This is a genomic window from Psychromonas aquimarina ATCC BAA-1526, assembly GCF_000428725.1.
GTDB classification, from domain to species: domain Bacteria; phylum Pseudomonadota; class Gammaproteobacteria; order Enterobacterales; family Psychromonadaceae; genus Psychromonas; species Psychromonas aquimarina.
The window spans coordinates 18,303-41,043 of record NZ_AUAM01000036.1; the positions used below are offsets into that span (position 1 = coordinate 18,303).

The 22,741-nt window shown below is 43.2% G+C and carries 12 protein-coding genes; 5 read left to right on the top strand and 7 right to left on the bottom strand.

The genetic code is table 11. The features are described 5' to 3' along the window. Positions 1 to 752 precede the first annotated feature (752 nt). A complete protein-coding gene (locus G337_RS0113755; RefSeq protein WP_028864409.1) occupies positions 753 to 1,721 on the top strand; it encodes a MalM family protein in 969 nt (322 codons plus the stop codon). 166 nt (positions 1,722 to 1,887) lie between these two features. Beyond that, positions 1,888 to 2,988 carry a glycoside hydrolase family 16 protein gene (locus G337_RS0113760; RefSeq protein WP_028864410.1) on the top strand — a complete coding sequence of 367 codons (1,101 nt, stop codon included), beginning with the start codon at positions 1,888 to 1,890 and terminating at the stop codon, positions 2,986 to 2,988. A 405-nt stretch (positions 2,989 to 3,393) separates the two neighbouring features. On the opposite strand, the gene G337_RS0113765 is transcribed toward G337_RS0113760, so the two are convergent. Together G337_RS0113765 and G337_RS27750 are read right to left on the bottom strand one after the other, a co-directional pair. Beyond that, positions 3,394 to 5,268, bottom strand: coding sequence for a glycoside hydrolase family 17 protein (locus G337_RS0113765; protein ID WP_028864411.1), 1,875 nt, complete (start codon positions 5,266 to 5,268; stop codon positions 3,394 to 3,396). Positions 5,269 to 5,469: 201 nt separating this feature from the next. Continuing rightward, positions 5,470 to 7,335 carry a hypothetical protein gene (locus tag G337_RS27750; protein ID WP_051303256.1) on the bottom strand — a complete coding sequence of 622 codons (1,866 nt, stop codon included), beginning with the start codon at positions 7,333 to 7,335 and terminating at the stop codon, positions 5,470 to 5,472. 497 nt (positions 7,336 to 7,832) lie between these two features. On the opposite strand from G337_RS27750, the gene G337_RS0113775 reads away from it, so the two are divergent. Together G337_RS0113775 and G337_RS0113780 are read left to right on the top strand one after the other, a co-directional pair. Beyond that, a complete protein-coding gene (locus G337_RS0113775) occupies positions 7,833 to 9,440 on the top strand; it encodes a glycoside hydrolase family 16 protein (RefSeq protein WP_028864412.1) in 1,608 nt (535 codons plus the stop codon). A gap of 429 nt (positions 9,441 to 9,869) precedes the next feature. Continuing rightward, positions 9,870 to 10,268 (top strand): hypothetical protein, encoded by a 399-nt coding sequence (locus tag G337_RS0113780; RefSeq protein ID WP_028864413.1) that lies wholly within the window; start codon positions 9,870 to 9,872, stop codon positions 10,266 to 10,268. A 191-nt stretch (positions 10,269 to 10,459) separates the two neighbouring features. Here the strand turns inward: G337_RS0113780 and G337_RS0113785 are convergent, their stop codons facing one another. The 3 genes from G337_RS0113785 to G337_RS0113795 all read right to left on the bottom strand — a co-directional run bounded on the left by G337_RS0113785 (position 10,460) and on the right by G337_RS0113795 (position 17,211). Next, entirely contained in the window at positions 10,460 to 12,466 is a 2,007-nt protein-coding gene (locus G337_RS0113785) for a methyl-accepting chemotaxis protein (protein ID WP_028864414.1), read from the bottom strand. A gap of 144 nt (positions 12,467 to 12,610) precedes the next feature. Further along, entirely contained in the window at positions 12,611 to 15,766 is a 3,156-nt protein-coding gene (locus G337_RS0113790; protein WP_028864415.1) for a glycoside hydrolase family 3 protein, read from the bottom strand. A 152-nt stretch (positions 15,767 to 15,918) separates the two neighbouring features. After that, positions 15,919 to 17,211, bottom strand: a complete 1,293-nt coding sequence (locus G337_RS0113795; RefSeq protein WP_028864416.1) for a carbohydrate porin — start codon at positions 17,209 to 17,211, stop codon at positions 15,919 to 15,921. Positions 17,212 to 17,644: 433 nt separating this feature from the next. Between G337_RS0113795 and G337_RS0113800 the strand changes: the two genes are divergently transcribed. After that, entirely contained in the window at positions 17,645 to 18,643 is a 999-nt protein-coding gene (locus tag G337_RS0113800) for a LacI family DNA-binding transcriptional regulator (RefSeq protein ID WP_028864417.1), read from the top strand. Between the two features lie 98 nt (positions 18,644 to 18,741). Here the strand turns inward: G337_RS0113800 and G337_RS0113805 are convergent, their stop codons facing one another. Continuing rightward, positions 18,742 to 19,167: a hypothetical protein gene (locus tag G337_RS0113805; protein ID WP_028864418.1), complete on the bottom strand. Its 426-nt coding sequence runs from the start codon at positions 19,165 to 19,167 to the stop codon at positions 18,742 to 18,744. An 8-nt stretch (positions 19,168 to 19,175) separates the two neighbouring features. Then, positions 19,176 to 22,631: a hypothetical protein gene (locus tag G337_RS0113810; protein WP_028864419.1), complete on the bottom strand. Its 3,456-nt coding sequence runs from the start codon at positions 22,629 to 22,631 to the stop codon at positions 19,176 to 19,178. Between the last annotated feature and the right edge of the window lie 110 nt (positions 22,632 to 22,741).

A 22,741-nucleotide genomic window follows, 5' to 3' on the forward strand; every position in this document is an offset into this window, starting at 1 on the left:
TGAGCTGGATCCAACTTTTGGAGGTAGTTAATTCACCATATTTTGACCTGCCTTTTTATTGATGCTTTTTTGTTGATCAACAATGGCTAACAAAACAACAGAAAGAAATAAAAAACAGCACAAAACAAGTACATGTAATGTGCGTGGTTAAATTGAAGTAAAATACCAACTCACTCAAAAGCATTTGTATATTTGATATATTTTTAATAAAGATATATTTAACACCCACTAAGGGGTAATATGCTAATCTAAGAAAACAGACAAAAACAACTTATTTACTCAATCAGGTATCTTTTTCAAAATTCAAGATTACAGTCAGGCCTAACTACCTTCGGCTTCGTAAACTCACCTTTAAACTGGGTAAATTTTACAGTTTTGAATTAAAGGTGAAATCATAGTGAGAAGAATTGTGTCAAATTCACAACCAGCAGCTTTATCAGCCTATAAAATGTTCGTTTATGAAAATTAAGTCGAGATATTAAGTTTGTTAGCGCAAACAAAAGACGCTAGAGGAAATCAGCTTCATCTAATTTTTTATTAAAAAAGCACAACTTCAAATTAACAGGAAATTGTTGCCCTCCAAAAATGAAAGCGCTTCCTTTTGTTGCTTTTTCGCGCTAATGTTCAGCTGTCACTACTGCTGTTTAACAAAAAACAAGCAGTATCTATAACGTCTACATAAATAATAACGGTCGTTTATTCAGCAGATACTCTTTTATGCAGGACTGAGTAAAAGTAAAAAGGAATAGAAAATGAAAAGAATACTCGCTATTGGTTTAGCTCTATTAACCACAGCATGCGCTGACAATAAAAGTATGGTTGTTGATTACGGCGCGACTAACACTAAAGAGATGCAGCAGATTGATCCCGCTGTCAGTTTTCGCGCACTTGAACAGGCGCCTTTATGCTGTGACTCGTTGAATCAACTGAATTACCAGCAGATAAATCAGCCGGGTAAATTCGATTTCAATATTACACAGAAAAATGCGGCCTTTAACTTCAGTACAGGCAAATCATTTGTTCAAGGGTTTACACTGCCGCAGGCAAATGGAACTGTTAAAATTTCGATATCTGCGCCTATCGTGAGCAGCGTATTTGTACCGACAGTTTTGATACTGGATGAACAATATAAACCTATGCAGGTATATGGTGAAGAGACAATTAAGTACGACAGCGGTTCGTTATTAAATGTTGACCGTTTCTTCGGAAAAATTGAACTGCCGGCAATGTTTGCAGATGGAAGGCAGGCAAAATACCTGCTGGTACTTACAACAGAAGAGGCGATGAAAGGCACAACCAAACTTGCCGAACCCTATGCACCGGCCGAAACATTAGGCCGCACTGATATTGTCAGCAGAATACATCTCGATCAGCCTCTTCCACATACAGCTGTTGGAGTCTTTAGACTCGCCTTTGACTATCTGCCGAACAGCCATACTTCAGCACAGAAGATGGTAGAAAAAACGGATTCTGAGAACAGCCGACAGAAGGCCGAAGCACTGCTTGTTGAGCAAAGTGTAACTGCGCAGGCAGTTAGCGAAGCAGCGCTCAGCAGCTCAATACAGCCGGAAACCGAAGCGATGTTTATAGAGCTTATAAACCAGGCAGTTAAAAACGGTGAGTCCGGCAAAGCGCTTCGTTTTGTTGATGAAGCAGAACTGGCCGGCTCAAACAAAGCCCGTGATGCATTGTTTGAGGCAATGAAAAAGTACCAGAAATAAAGTGCCCTCCGGCTTCCTGAAGGTAAAAATTTAGGAAGCCGAAGCATAAATACCTTCCTGTGATCAAACTATAACTTTCCTGGTAAACACCTTGCTCTGCCCGACTTCGACACATAAAACAACGCAAAAGAAAGCGCTTACTTTAAATCAAGTCAAAGAGGTTAAAATGGAATATAAGCTCGAAAAAAAACAGCATTCTTTATCCGATAAATACCGCACTATTGTGAGCGGAGCCTGTCTGCTCTGCTTAACAGCCCCTGTATCCGCGGGCTGGCAGGTGCAGTGGATCGATAAGTTTGACGGCAGCAGCGTTAACTGGGATAACTGGACTGCGCAGACACAAGCCAATTATAACAATGAAGTGCAGTGTTATACCGATGATGACAGTTCTGCAGAAAAAAATTACGACATTTCCAACGGCACATTAAAAATTATTGCCCGCAAGAAAAACATCAGCTGCCCCGGCTTAGGCGGGGCTCAAAAAAGCTGGACCTCCGGGCGCTTAAACGGCAAGGATAAAAGTGAGTTTCTTTACGGCCGGATTGAGTCCAGAATTCGTTATCATAATTCAGAAGGCGGTACCTGGCCTGCATTCTGGATGTTAGAAAACCGCATCCAGGAACAGCCCTATAAAAATGATAATGACTTCAGCCATTGGCCGAATCCCGGCGCAGGCGAAATTGATGTCTGGGAATGGTTTTCTAATCGACCTGACAGCTATATCACCAACTTTTTTAATGCCGGATCTGACTGCGGCTTTGAGACTTTACACCACTACACTGGCGGTGCTCCAGACGTACTAGACTGGCATAATTATGCGTTAGAGTGGACAAAAGATGAGATATCCTTTTATATAGATGAAACACTGGTTATTTCACAAGATGTCAGTAACTGCAGCCAGTATGAAGAGCCGATGTTTGTGCTGCTTAATGTAGCAATAGGCGGTATGTTAGGCGGCAGCATTGATGCAGATCTGCACAAAGCAACTATGGAAGTGGACTATGTTGCCCATTGCACAGCGACAGATGAAAACAGCACAGCCTACTGTAACGAGAGCACACCGGGCAGCCTGTCTTCTGATGATGATCAGGTACCTGCAGAGAATCAGACAATAGATGTACCTCAAGCTGCTGATGACCAGACCGTTGACCCCTCTCAGGCAGCAGACAGTCAAGATAACAGCCAAAGCGGCGGAAGCATAAGCAGTTCACTATTGTGGTGTTTAGGTTTAATCGGCTTAGTTAGACGTCAGAGGAGAACGGATTAATTTCAGCCCTGCCCTTACAGCAAATGCTCCCGGCTGCATTTGCTTTTTCCTATTCAGCTTCTCCTGACACAGCCTTTCCTATCAGACCTAACATTTACTGCCGGCATAGCTAGCTATAATCAGCAGGCTAGTACCAGCCTGTCCACTCAGTGAATATAAATGAATTTATTTCCTCTGATTTAGACGCATTATAAAAATCAACAGGAGTATTCGACTTAAGTAACAACTAAAGAAGTTAAGTAAAAAAAGGAGGAATTAACTCTTTAACTCTTTAACTCTTTAACTCTTTAAACTATTGAGATTAAGAATGGAACACAGAGAATAGAGACAAAAAAGGCCTTAAATCACTGTTGTTGGATTCAAGGCCTTTTAAAGTGCCGCTATAATAAGCGGCCCTAGACAGGATTATTTTTGGAAAGAGATGTTTCTTACTTCAATAAGTCCACCGTCAATATCCGCACTGCCGCTGAAATAAATTAAAGAAGTTACATCTGTAAAATCAGGAGATCCCTTAACAAGATCAGTCACTGCAATCTCATAAGTTACCCACTCGTTTGTAATCGGGTAACTGCCGGTTCCGAAAACAACATAATTATTTGTCTGCGGTCTTGTCGGATTGTCATATAAACCAGTCTGGAAACCGATATTAATTATCGATGATGTTGTGCCCTTAATATCAAACTTTAATGTACCAGCTTCAAAGCCGCTTAGATTTTCCCCTGCATTACCAGCAAGTCCAAGAGAAGCTCCCCAGCCCCAGTCTTTAGCCGTACCTGCGGTAGGTGCCGTTGTTACAGTAACCACACCCCCCTCTTCTGCAATCCAGGAAGTATCTTCCCAGGCAACCGCTGATAACCCGGTATTAGAAACGGCAAATGACTCACCATCTACCAGCCCGCCAGTTACCGGAGCAGGTTCGGGTGCCAGTACACTGTCTAACACCGCTTGTTCAACACCTGCAAAACTCTTAGTAACAGCATTTCCATCACGCGTTAAACCGTCAAACACACCGTCATCAACCATATTCCAAAGTACGTATTTTGCTTTACCGTCGATATCAATCAGACCAAAATGTTTTTCTGAATCACCAGTATTATCTGCAGATCCTTTCCATGGCTCATCAAAAGCCTGGAAAAAGAATAATGCAGCACCAAATTCATTTGACCAGGCACGCATTGCGTCATAAAAAGCTTTCTGTTTATATTCGTCTGCGGCTTTAGAGCCCTCATCACCATAGTTTACATTTGTTTCCGATGCCCAGCCTGTCTCACCAATATGAATAGGTTTAGGAGCGATATCTAAACTCAACATATGATCCTGCGCAGTTTTAAACTGAGCAAGCGCTTTTTCTTTAGCTCGAATCATAGCTGCATCGGCCTGCTCGAGAGCAGTTAATGATGTTTCACTTTCAGGGGCTAACCAGAAAGCACTGTCATAGTGTGTATCATGGAACGGATAAGTGTGTAGTGAGATATAATCAACCGCGGCAATCAGTGCATTCATATCTGCACTCGCGTAATCACCTTGAGCGGCCCAGACAGCATGATTATCAGAGCTGGTGATCCAGATACTTTCATTAATGCCGCCGCTGACCTTTAAGGCCTGCAGCGTATTAACGTGATTAAGGATAATAGCCGGTGCAACATGATACGGCGCCCAATGCACCATAGCTTCATTACCCACTGCAATTACCTTTACGATTTCAGGATAATCTTTAGCAAGCTGAATGCCGGCAGCCATCTCATCCGCATTTGCCGGATTTTCTTGATCATGAATAACCTCCAGCTCGGTCCAGGAGTTTAATGCATCAATCCAGATACCCAGCATCACATACATTTCAAAGCTTGAGTCTTCAGTCATCAGTTCATCAATAGCAGTCAGCAGATTTTCAGTATTACTCTTACCATCTTCACCAAGATAACCTTGAGTGTTGTAGGTTCTTAATACTTTAATGCCCATGGCTGCTAAGATTTTCAGATCTTCTTTCTGCTCTGCAACACTTGGCACGTCAGCACCCGCTTGACGCGTAGTAGAACGCCAGGCTCCGTAGGAAATAGCCGGATAATTAGGGTTACCTAAAATCTGCTCACCAGATTTTGCTGTAGGAGCATCTGCAGCTATAACCTGAGGCTGCAGTGCAGATGAAGATGAAGATGAAGATGTATCCTCAGCTGTTTCAGCGGGTGTTTCAACGCTTGTTGTCGTCGGCTCATCTGCACATGCAGAGATAAATATCGACATCACTGCCGCTAAAAATATTTTATAACTTCTTGCTTTCATTGTACTTCCCTTTTTAAAAAATTTATTGACCATAATGCTGTGCTGTTAAAGTGTTTCATCAGTTTCGAGGCTAAACTCCTGTACTCTTTTTCCTGAGCTGTTTATCTACTATTTAGCAGCAGTGTAAGTTCACTCAGGCAGTACTGGTAAGCGCTTTCTTTTAAGCATAAAAACACCAGCAGCACTGCGCGAAGTAGTTAATTATTGTGCAGAAAAAGTAATGTTATCGAAGTAAACAACTGTTTCAGCTGTTCTTTCTGCGTCAGTGAAGTCTGGGAAAACAGCTAGTTCCGTAAATACTGCCGGACCTCCATTACCAATACGCGAAGAGAAGTCAAAGGTTAGCTCCTCCCACTCATTGATCTTGGTATTACTGACTTTAAGCTCGCCTTCAGACCACTGAGATGCAGTCGCAAATTTAATACCAACAGGGCTAATAGTCTCTTTATAAACCATTATTTTCACGATGCTGTTACCTGCATCTAATGTAAAGGGAGTGTATTCGAAAGTTTGTGTTCCAGCCCATCGAGCACCATCAGCCCGGGCGGTAAACTTAGCAACTGTATTTGAAGTATTTATACCAGACGTATCTAGATTGTTGACAAACTCAAGCGCTGGATTATCAGTATTCTCAAAGGTACTCCAAGCTAACTGAGAATCTCCCTCAAAATTAACAACAGCAACTGGGTCAACTGGGTCAACTGGGTCAACTGGGTCAACTGGGTCAACTGGGTCAACTGGGTCAACTGGGTCAACTGGGTCAACCGGGTCAACTGAATTTCCCGTGAATGAAACATTATCAATATAAGTAGTCGTATCGGCACTTCGTTCAGCAAAGTCAGGGAAAACAACAAAACCAGTGATATTCTGTGTTTGTTCATGACCGACATGACTGGAGAAGTCAAAAGTTAACTCTTCCCACTCATTGATTTTAGTATTGGCGACTTTGATCTCACCAGCGGATCCCATGCCGTCGCCGTTATCCTGCTCAAGCTTAAGACCTACATCACTGATTGTGTCTTTGTAAACCATGATTTTAATAATGCTGTTACTGCTGTCTAAAGTGAACGCCTCTAAATCCGCTGTATTGACACCGGCCCATGCCTGACCTGCTTGTGGAGTTAAAATCTTAGCTGCTGTTGCTGAAGAGTTAACTGCCGAGTCACTAACGGGGTTAGCAACAAACTCAACGGCGGCCGCGCCTTCAAATTCAACCCAAGTTAGCTGTGTACCTTCAAAATCAATCGCATAATCAACAGGGTCAACTGGATCAACTGGATCAACTGGAACAACTGGAACAACTGGAACAACTGGAACAACTGGAACAACTGGAACAACTGGAACAACTGGATCAACCGCATTTTCATTGAAGACTATATTATCTACACGATAAACACTGCCCGCTCCTTGTCCCCACTCAGGGAAAATCATTACATTATCAATAGATGTAAGATCCAGCCCCTGATTTGCCAGCTCTGACAGGTCAATACTGATGCTTTTCCATACACCAATTTCTAGTGCTGTTATTTCAACTTGTGCATTCTCGCCACTGGCCCCTTCTGCATCACTGCCGCCGTTACTCTCAAGTTTAACAAACCACTGTGTCGTACTTACTGCTCTGGTTAACTCTGCCGTGGGAGCAGTGACAATTTTCACATCTAAATCCAGCGTACCTGTCGCTGAAATTGCACTGACATCAAGCGGTGTGCTGCTTCTAAAACCTAAAACCGTATCGGCGTAATCACCAATCGAAAACTCAGTAACGATGCCGTGACCGCCGCTTGTTTCAATCGGGAAGGCTGCCTGTGATTCAGTGCAGCAGTCAAATGTCGTCCAGCCGGATTTAGCCGCATCAGAAAAAATAGTGACATTGTTGGTGCCTAAATCAGGATCGGCAGCCGGGTCTGTAACCGGATCTGTAAGCGGGTCAGTAACAGGGTTTACAACCGGATAAGCAGTCGAATCGGCAGCAGTAATTACCGGATCATCTGCACATCCGGATAAAGCTAATGCTAAAGACGCTGCAAGTACTGCGTTTGCTAACTTAAAACCTTTAATTGTTTTCATTTCCATATGTTCCTTTCGAGTTAATGTATGTTTTACTATTGATATTTGACAAACAAACCTTCATTAAAGTAACCGCTTTCTTTTTTGCTTTAATAAAAAGTAACTAAATCAGTTTCAACCCCTTTAAGCTCTATTAGTTAGATAGAGCTGTCATTGACCACCTGAAACTCAGTTAATCACTTTACGAAACGAGTATATAGGACAAAACTTCGGCAAATAGTGCCCCGAATCACAAAGGTAAGCGCTTTCATTGATTTGGGTCACAAACTCAATGTGAATTTGAAAATCATAGGATCTTTGCCAAAAACAGATATTTAATAACCATTTTTTACAGTTTTTTCAGAGAAAAACTGCTGTTCACTCAAAAACAGTTGTGAAACAGCTCTCAAATAGCGATGTTATTGCTGTTTATATGAACGGTTATATTTTAACTCTAATAGAACAGTGCTATAAAGAAAGCGCTTACAATGCGTTTCATCCATATAAGGAAAGGATAAATGAAAAGAACAGCATCATACCCGGCATTCAAAATATCAGCGGCGGCATTAGCAGTAACACTGGCAGGCTGTGCATCTGACAGCAAAGTTGCGCCAGCAGATGATGTGCTTGAAAAAACATCAACCCCGAAAGCACTTGTCCTGACAGCCGAGCCGCTGCAGCCTAGTGACAAATGGGATTTACTCTGGAGTGATGAATTTGACGGCAGCGAAATTGATAAAAAGAAATGGGAGCGTGTAGAGGACTGCTGGGGCGGCGGCAACAATGAACAGCAGTGTTATACCCGTCGTGACAGCAATGCTTTTGTCAAAGACGGCAAGCTGAATATTGTTGCTAAAAAAGGAAGCTTTACCGGCCCTGATAATGCAGACGGCAACCCGGGTACTAGAACCCTGCCTTATACATCGGCTAAATTGCGCTCCGTGAGAAAAGGCAGCTGGAAATATGGACGTTTCGAAGTTCGCGCAAAACTGCCCTCTGGTCAAGGCACCTGGCCTGCGATCTGGATGCTGCCGACTGACTGGGTTTACGGCGGCTGGGCGGCGTCTGGTGAAATTGATATTATGGAAGCGGTTAATCTGAAAACACCTTCGACTGAAACAGGCGCGCCTGAAGGCGAGTTAGAATCACGTGTATTCGGCAGCCTGCATTATGGTAAACCCTGGCCGGACAATGTATTTACAGGTCAGGCGACACATCTGCCGGACGGCGTTAATCCAGCCGATGACTTTCATACCTATACCATCGAATGGGAGGAAGGTGAAATCCGCTGGTATGTTGATAATGTCCATTTTGCAACACAAAAACAAGACGGCTGGTACAGCCAGCATATGCAGGATGGGATTTTTGTAAGCGGAGGCGAAAATGCGCCCTTTAATCAGAAATTCCATATGCTCCTGAATCTTGCAGTCGGCGGCAACTGGGCGGCGAATGCAAATAACGGCGGTATCGATTCGTCTGTATTCCCGCAAACATTAGCCATTGATTATGTGCGTGTTTACCGATGTTCAGCAGACCGATGGAAAGGCAAAGGCTGTGCAAGTATTTCTGATCAGGCTAAATTAGTTGAAGGTACTCCGGAGCCTGAAATTCTGATAGGTGACGGTAACTTCGGCAAGGGCCCTGTTTTTGATGTCTACAAGGATGAGTTAAGTGTCGGCATGGCTTTTGACGGCTACAATCCTGACAAAGTGGTCACTCAAGAACAAGTTGAAGAAGCTGGTAGAGGTAAAGTGTGGAAAATAACTAAAAGCGGTGAAGCTGGTAATGTTTATTTACGTGCACCTAAAACAGATCTCAGCCACTGGATGGACGGCGGTCAACTGGTATTTGATCTGAATGTAGAAAGCACAGAAGGTGATACCGAACTGCTGGTAAAAATGGACAGCGGCTGGCCTAAAGCGAGTGATATCAGCGTCATACAGCCGCCTGCAGGCACGTGGAGCGAAGTACGTATTAATGTTGCTGATTTAATTGCCGGCGGCAACAGATTTTCAGCTGGAAACCAGGCTGATATCAAAGCCATAAGCAACGTACTGGTTATTGAACCTTTAGGTGTAATGACCTTAAAAGTTGATAATATTCGTTTTGAATATGCGCCTGAGTAAACGCTTATTAAAGTGAAAACTAACTGTAATGTGGTTGTATTCAGTAATGAATCAACCACATTATTTATTTAAACAGCCCTAATCTACTTTGATGCTTCAGCACGCAGTATAGATAACCCTGTCAATTTCAGCCGGAGTAACAGCTAATGTCTGCCGATCAAAATAATTATTTAACGACTGCATTAGGGGCTGTTGATCTTTACCGGTTGAATTTTGTTCTATCTCAAAGCGTTTTGATCGCGACGAACGAGATGTAGCTTAGTCACCTAAGTAAATTTCGTTCAACAAAGAGCAAAACGCTTTGAGATGAACCCGAAGGGCAACGCTTGCTGACAATTTCTACTGCGTTATCGTCTATTTATGTAGAATAACTACACTACATAGACTCTGCCTTGTATAAATAGCCAGCAAACTGTTGCAAAAACAACCTTGAAAGATCAACAGCCCCTAATACATACTGTTTCAGCCTCTGCCGCAGCACGCATTAATGCAGCTGAAGCAAAAAAACAGTCTATATATTGTTTGAGCGGCTTACTTTTTGTATTCTCCATAAGCTGGCTTTTACTTTATTTAGAATTAAATATTCTCATCGAAATTACAGCTGCATTAGCAGTAACACTGGCAGGCTTTGTCTCTGACAGCAAAGCTTCAACGGCTGATAACACAGTTAAGCCCCCCGTTTGCGAAACGCTTATACCTGCAGTTAAGCCGTTAACGCTTAGTGAATCATGGGATCTGCTTTGGAGTGATGAATTTAACGGCGCCGAAATTAACAAAAAGAAACGTGAGCATATAGAAGACTGCTGGCTCAGCGGCGACAATGAGTAATAATATTATAACCGCCGAGACAGTAGTAGACTTTAAAACAAGCAGTAAGCACTCACCTGCAGCGATAGAAAATTTCCCACAATAAAAACGAATCCCCCCGCACGGCTCAGTTCGGAGTTTATTCGTTATTAACAATAGTTCTAATAAACACCTTAACAAGTAAGTGATGACTTACTGTCAATTTAATTATTCTAGACTTTAAAGCGATGCACTAAGTCATTCTGCTGATGCGCCAGTTGATCTAGTTCAGCGCTCACCTGCGCAACCTGTTCCATTGATAAACTGTTGCTGTCAGCTATCCGGCTAATATCTTCCAGGCTGCGTGCAATGGAGTTGGTTGTTGAACTTTGCTCTGCCGCGGCGTGCGTTATATGGTAACTCATTTTGCTGATCTCAATTATATTCGCCTGAATTTCTTCCATCGCACTATTTGCATCAGATGTCTGGGTTAAGCTTTTATTCATTTCACTGACGCAGGACTGCATGACTGTTGATGCCTGCCCGGATTTCTGCTGCAGATTCTGAATCATATCTTCAATTTCGGCCGTAGATTTAGTGGTTCGCTCAGCCAGCACCCGGACCTCATCTGCGACAACCGCAAATCCCCTGCCCTGTTCACCGGCACGCGCGGCCTCAATAGCGGCATTCAGTGCTAATAGATTGGTTTGAGCTGCAATATGACGGATAACATCTAAAATAGAGCCGATATCACTGCTCATATCCTGAACCGTTGAAACCACTTTAACCGACTCATCAAGATTCTCAGACAACAGGTGAATGGTAGAGATATTGTCACTCATCACAGCCCGCCCGGTCTGTGCAGCGGCTTCAACATCACGCACTTTATCCATGGAACTCTGCGCACTGGCTGCAACATCTTTCACGGAATGCTCCATCTCCGTCATAGCGGCGGCAACCGATGCAGTCTGCTGGCGCTGTTCATTAAGACGCACCTGCGACTCACTCATTGTCGACTGATTCTGCGCAGCCACTTCCGCCAAATTACCCGAGGTAGAACTTAATTTGTTAAGAATATCCTGCAGATTCGACGCCAGGGTATTGATATGCGCACTAAGCTGGTTGAATTCGATAAATGTATTACCGTGAACTCTCTGAGTCATATCCCCCGCAGTTAAGGCCTCAAGTGTTTTAAGAATAGAAACCAGGGGTTTACGCACATTTTGTGCCAGTAACCAGGCAAGAAACAGAAGAAATACTGTCACCCCTGCCCCCATCAGGATCGCCTGAGTATAACCATCTAGATAGATCTGATTAGCATTATCAATCGCGCCGCTCATCAGTTGATCAGCCTCTGCGCGAAACGCTTCAAGGATGGTCATTGCCTGGTCAACTTCAGCGGCAAGCACCGAAATATTGTCATACAAAAGATTTCGCGCCTGTACATATTTAAAATGCTGATCAAGGACACCGCCTTTCTGCCCCGCGTCCTGAATAAACTGCATGGTTGATTTATCAAACTCTTCCTTAAAACCCGGCAGCTGAGTAATAATGCCCTGATAAGCAAACTTTAGGCGCGTGACACTGCGTTTGTTTGTTTTCATCGCCTTGCTGATTTTACCGATATCTTCACTAGACAATGCATCTGAAGTAATTATCTCTATCGACTTTAACTTAGCGAAATAACCTTTAGCTAATAATTTAACCGTATCCGTTCCTTTGTCGTTAATATATTCGATCATGCCTAAGCGTAAATCTGTCTGTAACTTCTGGAAACGGCGCGCGGTTTTCTGTCGCAGCAGCTGCGCATTCAGCTGGGTTTTATAATTAGCCATCGCTTTATTGGATTCAGAAAAATAACGCTCTTCCAGCGCGAGTAATTCACTTAACTGATCGTTCAATGCAGAATGAACAGCTGAAATTTCAGCTAATTTGAGCAGCGCTTCACTAAAATCCTGCTGCGCCAGGCTGAATTTATTCTCGTAATCCAGCATACGCTGCGCATCTTGACTGGTTAGAAAATCTTTAAATATTTTGTCTGCAATTAATAACTTAACACTAGTTTGGTTGGCGAAAGTAAGCACCGGCAGCGCATCCATATTCACCGACTCGAGCTGTTTATGAATACGGCTTGTGCCGTTCAACATTAAAAGAACGGTTGCCACAAACAGCAGCACCATCACTGCAAATCCGCCATACATGCGTTTTATTACCGAGGTTTGTTTATTATTTTTTATCATATTCCTAATTTCCATTCCGGGAGAAGAGGTATATACCCAAACCACCTAGATAAAGATCCTGAATAATAAGTAGTTTGGCTATATAAGCGGTCATACTGAAGCTTAATAAGAGGAAAGAGGCGCCCTCTTTCCTCTTATCCCCTTTTATTTAACTAAGCGGACATTTTTAAAACTAAACTTGACGCCCGCCTGGGGATTAGCCCAGGCAGGTAATATGACAAAGGGTTTAGCAATTCTTTTGATGATTTCATCAGTAACTAATTTGTTAACCGGTACTGAAACAGCAGTCCATTTACCAGCAGGAACAGCCGGCAGGAAATATTCCGGGCCGCTGCTGGCCGGGCCCTCCATTTTAACTACCAGTCCGTCTGTATTTGCGCCGTAATCACTAACCAGCAGTTCAAACTGCAGCGTCCCCTCTGCTGCATAGTTAGTCAAATTTTGTGTTTTACCACTCAAAATAACCACGCCTTTATCTGTTTCCGGGCTGCCGGCCTGGTAGCTTACATTCACCACTGTCTCACCGTTATCACTGACTGTTTCGATGCTGATAAGATCCGCAGCGGGACTCCAGTCGGTTGTATGCGCACTCCATACTGAAACACTCGGACTCCAGGTGTCACTCCAAAGAATAGAGATGGGTTCATCTAACGGAAGGAGCGGCTGCTCGGTTAAAGATGCACAACTAAGCTGCTCAGGAGCGGCATCAATACTGCGGGGCACAAAACGGATTTCACCTAAATCAAACTCAGCTTTCCCCGCAGTCGTTATCAGGAAGGCGGTATTTAATAACGAATAGTCCATGCCTTTTTCGGCAAAGCAGCTTAACGGAATTTTAATCCTTGACCATTCATTGGAGACAGCGGGTAAAAAGTCATTCATTTTGACTTCACCTAAACAGGGCCACTCACAATGCATTGCAATTTTAGTGTCTGCTGCTGGTGTTTTGATCATACGAATATCGAACTGCAGTGTTGAATCCGCATTCGCATAGGCATTTTTATCCAGGGTTAAGCCGTTCGTCGTCTGCATATACAGCTGCGCGGCACTTTTTCCGTCAAACAGCACATTTAATGCATCCTGCTGATGTTTGTAGTTAATGGGTGTTGTTGTTAAACCGCCAATTGAAGTTTTACTGCCGTTGGAAACATCTACACCAGCCCAGCCGTTTGCATCCCCGCCGATCCTTGGTGTAAATTCCGCCGAGGAGTCACGGCCGAAAATTTCCATATTACTTGATGCAGTACCGTTATCCGGTGCATTCTGACCACAACCAAAATCTCGAGGATCCAGAGGCAGATTATTTAAATCCAGCTCAGAGGAAAGAACTGCATCATAAGAAAGACCGTAGCCATAAACAAATAATGGTTTATGCTCGCCGCTGATATCCTGCTCGGCTGCCGGGGTTAGATAGTCAGGGATATTAGGTGCGGCGCGGTTAATCGTTGTTGAACATTTTTTCATCGGCCACGAATATGATAAACGCCCGCTGAAGTCCATACCCTGTTTATTAAACAATACATCAGTAATCCCCCCCGCTTCAGTGCCGGGAAGCCAGGCCGCCACAAACGCGTCTGAGTGATTGATTTCTTCATTAACATAAAGCGGACGACCGGAATAGAAAACCGTTACAACCTTCAAGCCGGCGGCTTTAAGCTCTTTGATTTTTTCTAAATCAGCCAGATAAGAGGGTTTAATAGTCGAAAATTCTAATGTCTTATTGGCTTTTATATCACCAAACATTTCAGCATAGGGATCTTCACCGATAACCACCACCGCCACGGTGTTTTCGTCAGCGTCACTAATTTTTGTAATGATATTTTCACTGCCGACCACACTCTGCAATGCTCTCTGCAGGGTTACTGCACCAGGAAAATCATCTTCAATAGTGTTTTCACTGCCCTGCCAGGTTAATGACCAGCCGCCGGTTTGTTTCTGGATATCATCAGCCGCACTGCCTGCGATTAAAATTTTCTGATTGTCGGCTAATGGTAAAATATTGCCGCCGTTTTTTAATAATACCAGCGACTCACTTACCGCCCGGCGGGCTAATGCGCGATGCTTATCTGAACCAAGCAGTTCTTGGCGCCCTGCAAGTGGACGTGCAGACGGTTTAGCTTTATTCCATAAATCAGCACGCAGTTTAACGCGTAAAATACGTGTTACCGCATCATCAATACGTGATAATGCAATAGTACCGTCATTAACCTGTGCAATCACATTATGATAAAATGCCTGCCAGTCACTTCGTGCTGTCACCATAAACACATCATTGCCCGCATTGACCGCAGCCGGACAGTCTGCAGCGCTGCACCCGTTGATTTCACTCTGGCCGTTCCAGTCTGTTACAACAATCCCGTCAAAACCCATTCTGTTTTTAAGCACATCGGTGACCAGATATTTACTGCCGTGCAGTTTTTTATTGTACTTGCCCTCTGCAGCCTGGTCATAATTGGCCTCGTTATGCCAGGAGTTAAATGAGGTCATAACCACCTGGGCACCCGCTTCTAATCCGGAAAAATACCCGGCAGCATGAATATTACGTAAATAATCTTCTGAGTAATGGTTCTCGCCTCGGTCCACACCGTTCTGCGTCCCGCCGTCACCAACCCAGTGCTTTACATTGGAAATAACATGACTGTCGCCGGCAAGCCCGGCGGCCCCGCCTTGAATACCGGCAACCATACGTCCGGCATATTGATAAATAATCTGCGGATCTTCTGAGTAACCTTCATATACACGCCCCCAGCGGTAGTCTCTCGGAGCAGCAACCGTCGGTGCAAATGTCCAGTCAAGACCGGTAGCGGCAATCTCCAGCGCGGTCGCCTTGCCGATTTCATAAATAAGATCCGGATTATTGGCAGCCCCTAAACCAATGTTATGCGGGAAAACGGTCGCTTTAAAAACATTATTGTGGCCATGAACCGCATCGGTCGCCCACATAAATGGAATTTTAAACCCTCGTCCTTGATAAGCCTCTTGTAAAGCTAACCAGTATTTATCTGACTCTTTCGCCCAGTCCTGTGCGCTAGAGTATTTATTATTATTAGGCCAGCCGCCGCCGCCGTTTAATAGTGAGCCTAATTTATAGACTTTTGCTTCCTGAGGTGTCACTTCACGCAGATCCGGCTGAATCATCTGCCCGACTTTTTCTTCAAGCGTCATTAGTGCCAGTATTTCTGTTATTCTTTTTTCAATTTCAGGATCTTTACCGACCGCACTTTTCACCTCCGGCCACTGTGCAAAATAAGGGAGTTCAGGCTCTGTTACTGTGCTTACTGAATCATTTCTCTCTAACATGGTGCAGGCTGAGCAGGCAGCAGCGGACACAATCACAGATAACATCAATTTTTTACTAAAGAACATAAATATAACTATTCCAATATTAATAAAATGAAAAGGGCCGTCACTCTATGAATGACAGCCCTTGAAAATTAAACGTTATTTAATTCTTACCACCACATATCAGCCTGCAGGCCGACAATGAAATCATCATCACCAGCGTTAGTTGCGGCGTGATTCAGGTAAGTACCCAGCAGACGAATTTCAGGTGCAGGGCCCTGGCCCGTGCCGATAATCCAGGTTGGTGCGATAGTCGCTTTAGCATTATTACCACTTCCTTCCTCACCCGTGGCACTTTCCCAGTGGGTATACTGCGTACCAAATTCTGTAGCAATCATGAAATTATCGGAAACAGGGAAGGTTGGACGAATCATTGCTGATGTCCAGTAATTTGAACTGCCGTCATCATTATCATTGTATTGAGCCTGCAGCGCAGGGAACAGATTAATGCCGTTTTCCAGGAAGTACCCCCCCCAAAGTAAGAAACGCGCAGACACATCATCTTCGTCAATATAAGTCATTTGATCCGGACCTGGTCCGCCGGCAACATAACCGTTGTAGACATTCAGTGTGCCGCCTAACAATTGATTGGAGCCTAAGCCTTTACCAGCCTGAACAATTACTTTAGAGAAACCATTTCCTGGAAGACCAAGGAAACTGTCAAGGTGAGCAATACCCGTTAAATCATAACCTTTTTCGGCATATTCGTTACCCGCTTCATCCCAGTTATCAGGCATAGCTTTAATCTGACCATGCAGCTCGAAACTACCAAAATTTGCACCGACATGAACAGAATGCATAATGTTATTGGTATTTGTTGACCCCCAAGGGTAAGGGCGTCCATCAGCATTATTTCTATCACTGGTCATATAAGCGAAATCAAACTTAGTATCACCGATCTCATAATCATTCACACCAATACCTAAACCAGACATCTGCGTGTAGAAGAAATCTGTCATAAAGATATAGTTGTCTTTTCCGTAATCACGTTTACCGGCCCAGAAAGTACCTGTCTCTGTCAGACCGCCAAATTCAACATATGTCTGCCCGAAGCCCATACTGTTACTTGATGAATCGGCATCAACTGAAGAACCCAGCGCTTTATCGGTACCCGTACCGGCTACTGCAACATGAATGCGGATAGATTTACCGTCATCGAATGCCCATTTTTTTACCAGCTCAAAATTCATATCATTATCGGCTTCAAGACCCAGACGACCTAGTGTCTCTTTACCGCCCTGCCATGCTGAACGTTTAAAGTCATCTTCTGCGCTTAACAGCACGCCGGAACGAAAGTAGCCGTGAAATTCCATACCATCGGTTGTATCTGCATGAGCAGCACTAGTAACTGAAAGACCCGATGTTGCAAGAAGACATGCCAGGGTTAATTTTGATAGTTTCATTGTAACTCCATAATTATATTGCTTTCCGTGTATTAATAAATAAAGCACCAAGAAAGCGCTTTCTTTTATTGTTATAAAAAAAGGCCGGACATGATCAGATAATATCTAAAACCATCAAAAACCCGCCGGCCAATTTCTGAAACAAGTATAAAGATAAAATTAAGGATGAAAAGTGAGCAACGTCACCAAAGTAAGCGCTTTCACGGGATCTTGATCACACTATTAGATCTCCTGGTAAAACTTAGCGGATCATCAGATGAAAGATATTAAGAGAGCCTGATATGCCGGCGCTTATATTTCTGCACCTAAGCTGAGCATAGGATACAGCCTATAATGTGCGGACATCCTCAGAACTTAACGAAAGCGCTTGCAGAGTCTTAATTGAGCATTCAAAATTGAAAAATAACATTTAAAATATTCTCAGGAGAGTAAGTTGATCACCATTAAGGAAGTATCCGAACTTGCCCAGGTTTCTCAGGCGACTGTTTCAAGAGCTTTAAACGGCCACTCAACGGTAAAAGAAATAAATAAGATCAAGGTGTTTGAAGCAATAGAAAAACTGGGCTATAAACCCAACGCCTTTGCTCAGGCTCTGGCATCGAGTCGTTCAAATAGTATCGGCATGCTGGTCGGTACACTTGAAGGCCCTTTCTACGGACCTTTGATGCATAACGCTGAAAATGCTGTTCGTAAGAGAAATATGCATTTAATTGTTACTAGTGGTCAGGAATCAAAAGAAAAAGAGACAGACTCAATTCGATTTCTTCAGTCTAAGCAGGTTGACGGCTTAATTATTCACTCGGATATGTTATCCGATGATGAATTAATCAAGATAGCTAAAAATACACCCGCAACCGTTATTCTCAACCGCTATGTACCAGAATTAGCGAACCAGTGTATCTGCATCGATAATGAACTTGGCGGCTACCTGGCCACTAAACATTTACTTGAATCAGGCCATAGCAAAGTTGCCTGCATCACCGGACAGCTTAGCAAAATTGACAGCCGTGACCGTCTGCAGGGATATCGAAATGCACTGACAGAGTACGGTATTCAGTACGACGCCAGCTTGATTGCAGAAGGACGCTTTGATCATGACGGAAACCATGAAAAGGTCAGACGCCTGCTGGATCGAGATAATGGAATCACCGCGATTTTCTGCCAGAACGACAATATCGCCTTAGCGGCTTATGATGTATGCAGTGAAAGAGAGCTGATTATTGGTAAGGATATTTCTATTGTTGGTTTTGATAATGATACCTACAGTCAGCATATAAGACCCAGACTTACGACGGTTAACTTTCCTGTCCTGGAAATGGGGGTTGAAGCAGCCAACTGCGTACTCTCTTTAGTCCATAAGGAAGAGTATTTAGTCAATAACAAACTGGCTCCGGAATTAATCGATAGAGACTCAGTGAAAAAATTAAATTAATTAACGGGAGTCCCGTCCGCTCCCTCATTCAAGATCTGCAGCAGAAAAATTTCCTGAAAAAAAGGCAGATACACTGCCTTTTTAATACTTAAAAATAATTACGACCATAACGAAGTGGTTATTTTCAGCAGCCGCTGACGGACACTGTCATCAATAATAATCGATGGCGAGTTCGCATCGCTGGTATCACTGTTTTCTACAATCAACACCTTAGCGTCTTCACTCAGTGTATGCGTATGGTAAATACCGCGCTTAATATTGTAGGTTTTATTGATCTGCATATCCCAGCTGATAATGTCGATTATACAGCCCTGCTCATCCAGCTCAGCACAAAATAAAATGCACTTACCCGCTAACAGTATGAAAACCTCATCAGTTTCGTTATGACACTGAAAATTACTAATTTTATCAGCCTGCAGCTCATCAATATAATTGAGCATGGCAACCCGCCATGTCTGAAAATCAACGACGGGAGAATATCCCGCCGTATTAAATTCAGACACCTGTAAAAGGTGACTGTTCACAGTAACTCCTAAAGTGTTTTCAGTAACATAGTTTCCGGGATAGAAACAGTAACCTGTTTAATACCGCCACTGCGTGAAAATATCTGACGACTAAGCATTGGATTAAGCGATAAGGAGTTCAAGTGCAGTGCTTCACTATTTTCCAGCTCCACCTCTACCTTAGCAGCCCCATCCTGCACTGTCTTATAAACAAAAGGAACTTGGCAGTAAGTAAATGCCAACGTTCCTGCACCAAGACTAATGCTCTGCTGTTCATTACTAAGGTTAATGAAATCAAATTGATCAGCTTCAGATAAAAACTCAGCTTGTTTAAGCAGAGAAGGTTTGAACTGAATTTGACCATCATCAACCAGTAAACCTAATTCACCAAAGCGGGTCAGAATCTCTTCTTTTACCTGCCCTGTCATTCCCGGCTGCTGAGCACCAGCCTGTTTAGGCGTATGCGAATAAGGGTCAGTCGGGAAAGCACCGTAAACATCTGGCGTTTTATTAAAACCGATACCAGCACGTACTTTGTAATAGTACTCAGCAAGTTTCTGTGCCGCATCAGACTCTGGGTTTAACTGCAATGCAGCAAAATAATTTTCCTGAACAGCCAGCAGTAATTTAGAGACCATATGCCAGTAGATAGAGCCCAAACCTTCGTAACCGAACATAGTGCCTGAACGACCGGTAAATGCCTGATGATTAAACACTTCTTCGTAACATGTAAATACATCAGTTAAAGCGTCAGGATCGATATCCTGATAATCCGATTTAACCGCCTCTAACGCTGTTGATAAAACACCGGCATTTTCAAAGTTGGCATTAAAGTGATAAGCCCCCTGTGCATCCACTTCAATAACACGGCGATCGTCTTTTGCAAGCATCGCTTTAAGCAGCGGATTAGCCTGTACACGTGCCGAATTGATAGTGTTTTTCTCTGCAAAGCGGGATAAATCACGATCCGGATAAAGCATAAATGTATTTTGATCTGCGCGGAACATTTCGCTGGCATATAAGTTATCCAGCAAAGTCACAGCCTGTTCAGGTGATAATACGCCGGCAGACAAAACTGCCACCTGACCTTCGAGCATAGGATAAAGCAGATCCACATTCACACTTTCAGGCGTGTAATTAATAATATTATAAGCATTATAGAGGCCGTCTTTACGCAGGTTAGTTTTAATACTTTGATCAATGACCTGCAGACTAGCAGCCAGCATCTCTTTAATGAAAACACCGTCAATACTTGTTTTTCCTGAGAAACCATTTTCATAAACAGCCGCACGGTAGTCTGCTGATGCACCAGCCAGTTTACGCAGTACTTGATTTCGCTCTTCACTGCTGATATTTCCCAGCTCAAGCTGCAGATTAGCCTGCTGCAGGATTTTCGAAGTACTAATAACCCAGTCAGCCAGTTCAGTTGAAAGCTGTACATGACCCGTATTGCCTGTTAATAATTCTTGTAAAAAAGCAACATAGCGGCGCATGTAATACAATGTCACCATAGATAAACCAGTACCGACAATCGCATTATTAGCATCATTCCATTCTGGTCTCTGCGTATTTAACCAGATTCCGCCGTCTACAACTAAGTTACCGAGTTTAGCTAACAGAGGTACGAGCAGTTTCTCAGTTAAGTTAACCATATAAACATTATTATGCGCATCTAATAATAAGCGGCCGTCACTACCAAACTCATTAACAAGATTCTCGATAAGAGCCTGTTTATCATCATTGAAGATAACGGTATTTTTAGCGTCAGCAAATAATTTTTCAACGCCTTCAATTTCATAGGGAACATTTGCATAACTGAAAATTTCAGCAGTTAATAACTTATTCAGTTCCTGAGGCTGGTATTTCTGAGATAACTCTAAGAATTTAAGAAGGTAAATAATCTGATGATCACCCCAGTAGCCGATATTACTCCAGGCATCGTCAGCTTCTAACAATTCCCAGTCAACCCCCGCTTTGGTGATACGGTAAGGATTGTAACCATCAACAGTTGATGCATTAACAAACTTAGAAATAAACGACTTAATGAAATTAGGGTAACTAAGGCCCAGCGCTTCCCAGTTCTGGAAAATATCACGCCAGTTACCCTGATATGAGAGCAGTCTATCGCCGTTCTCATCTTTCAGTTTAATTTCAAAATGGTTCCATGGACGGCTTGGATCACCATGACGACGGCCGAAGGTTAACGGCAGGTATTCATAACAAAGACGGACTAGCTGCGGATCGTTCTGCTCAGCAGCCAGTGCGATCAGCTCCTGGTAATCAATACGTTCAGGCAGAGTCTCTGTAAATGCACGGCAGTTTTGCGCGACAACTTTATTTGAGTTGGTTAAAGTTTTTACAAAATCCTGCTTTTCTACCCAGTATTGATCAACAACCACACCGCCGCGCATATTATTAAATAAAACGTTAGCATAGTGATGCACAGTAGTCTCTTCTTCGGCTGTTTTCTGGTAAGCATCACTGCCCGCCATCAGCGTAAGAAGATCCTGGTGATTGGCTTCAATCGAATGTTTAATATTACTCTTAACAGCAACGTTAGCCTGCAGATTGTGCTGCAACGTAACAATATCACTATGCGTTTTATCAATATCAGCGATTATCTGCCAGCTGTTTTCCTGTCCACCGTCAAGCTGACAATTTTTATGAATGAAATATGCCCCTCTTAAACCACGACGCAGCGTTTCGCTGCTGATTTGTTCACCACGACGAAAAGCACCAAGCTGCTCACTTGACAGTAAAATAGACTGACAGTTTTCTACAACACTAAATACTGTTGTAGCCCGCAGTGATTCAGCAGGATCTGCGCGGTCACTTAACTTGGCATATAAACTGTATGTTGCCAGTGTCGAGTCTGGTAATAATTCATTCCACTTGTAAGCATCAAGTAACGCACTGCTGGTCTGCATCAGAGCAAGCGGCGCATTAGGCGGCAGAATATTTTGAATACCGTCAATAATTTCAAATTCAACAGCCTGCTGAGAATCATTTGTTACTGTCGAACTGCGTACAAAACCGTATTGTTCACTGGTTGCCCATTGATATTTAAAAGTCAGTCCCAGATCAAAGTTAATTTCTTCAAAAATAATCTTATCGCCGGCAACATTTTTATAAAGGTTGCGCTCAACCTGATAAAGACTGTTATGCTGCAGATTAAACGGCTCCCACTGTTTACCGCCGTTTTCTGTGAGTACTTTAACAATGGTTTTACTACCGGTATTTTCCGCACTCTCATGAATATAATCCACTGATTTATATGGAAACAGTGCATTTTCCGGTCTGACTCTACCCGCAGATAAGCAGCCGCTGGATGAAATAAACAGCCAGTGATCACTTGCTGATACAACACTGATAAAAAATGGATTCATCTGATCCGCATTTTTGATCTGGTAGTATTTATCCCCGTCTATGGAAACAAATTTCCCCGATATATCACTCGATGAGTTGTTACTATTTTCGTTTGTCATAATTAAACCTAAATCAAGAAAGCGCTTTCTTTTGAAAGCAAAAAAAAACAGATACCTAATACAGATAAACCAGGTTATCTGTGTAAGCACACAAAATTAAAACATAAAAT

Excerpts from the sequence above, each read along its gene's own strand:
- G337_RS0113755 (WP_028864409.1), top strand. The coding sequence starts at position 753 with ATGAAAAGAATACTCGCTATTGGTTTAGCTCTATTAACCACAGCATGC.
- G337_RS0113760 (WP_028864410.1), top strand. The coding sequence starts at position 1,888 with ATGGAATATAAGCTCGAAAAAAAACAGCATTCTTTATCCGATAAATAC.
- G337_RS0113790 (WP_028864415.1), bottom strand. The coding sequence starts at position 15,766 with ATGTTAGAGAGAAATGATTCAGTAAGCACAGTAACAGAGCCTGAACTC.
- G337_RS0113795 (WP_028864416.1), bottom strand. The coding sequence starts at position 17,211 with ATGAAACTATCAAAATTAACCCTGGCATGTCTTCTTGCAACATCGGGT.
- G337_RS0113775 (WP_028864412.1), top strand. The coding sequence starts at position 7,833 with ATGAAAAGAACAGCATCATACCCGGCATTCAAAATATCAGCGGCGGCA.
- G337_RS0113765 (WP_028864411.1), bottom strand. The coding sequence starts at position 5,268 with ATGAAAGCAAGAAGTTATAAAATATTTTTAGCGGCAGTGATGTCGATA.
- G337_RS0113810 (WP_028864419.1), bottom strand. The coding sequence starts at position 22,631 with ATGACAAACGAAAATAGTAACAACTCATCGAGTGATATATCGGGGAAA.
- G337_RS27750 (WP_051303256.1), bottom strand. The coding sequence starts at position 7,335 with ATGAAAACAATTAAAGGTTTTAAGTTAGCAAACGCAGTACTTGCAGCG.
- G337_RS0113785 (WP_028864414.1), bottom strand. The coding sequence starts at position 12,466 with ATGATAAAAAATAATAAACAAACCTCGGTAATAAAACGCATGTATGGC.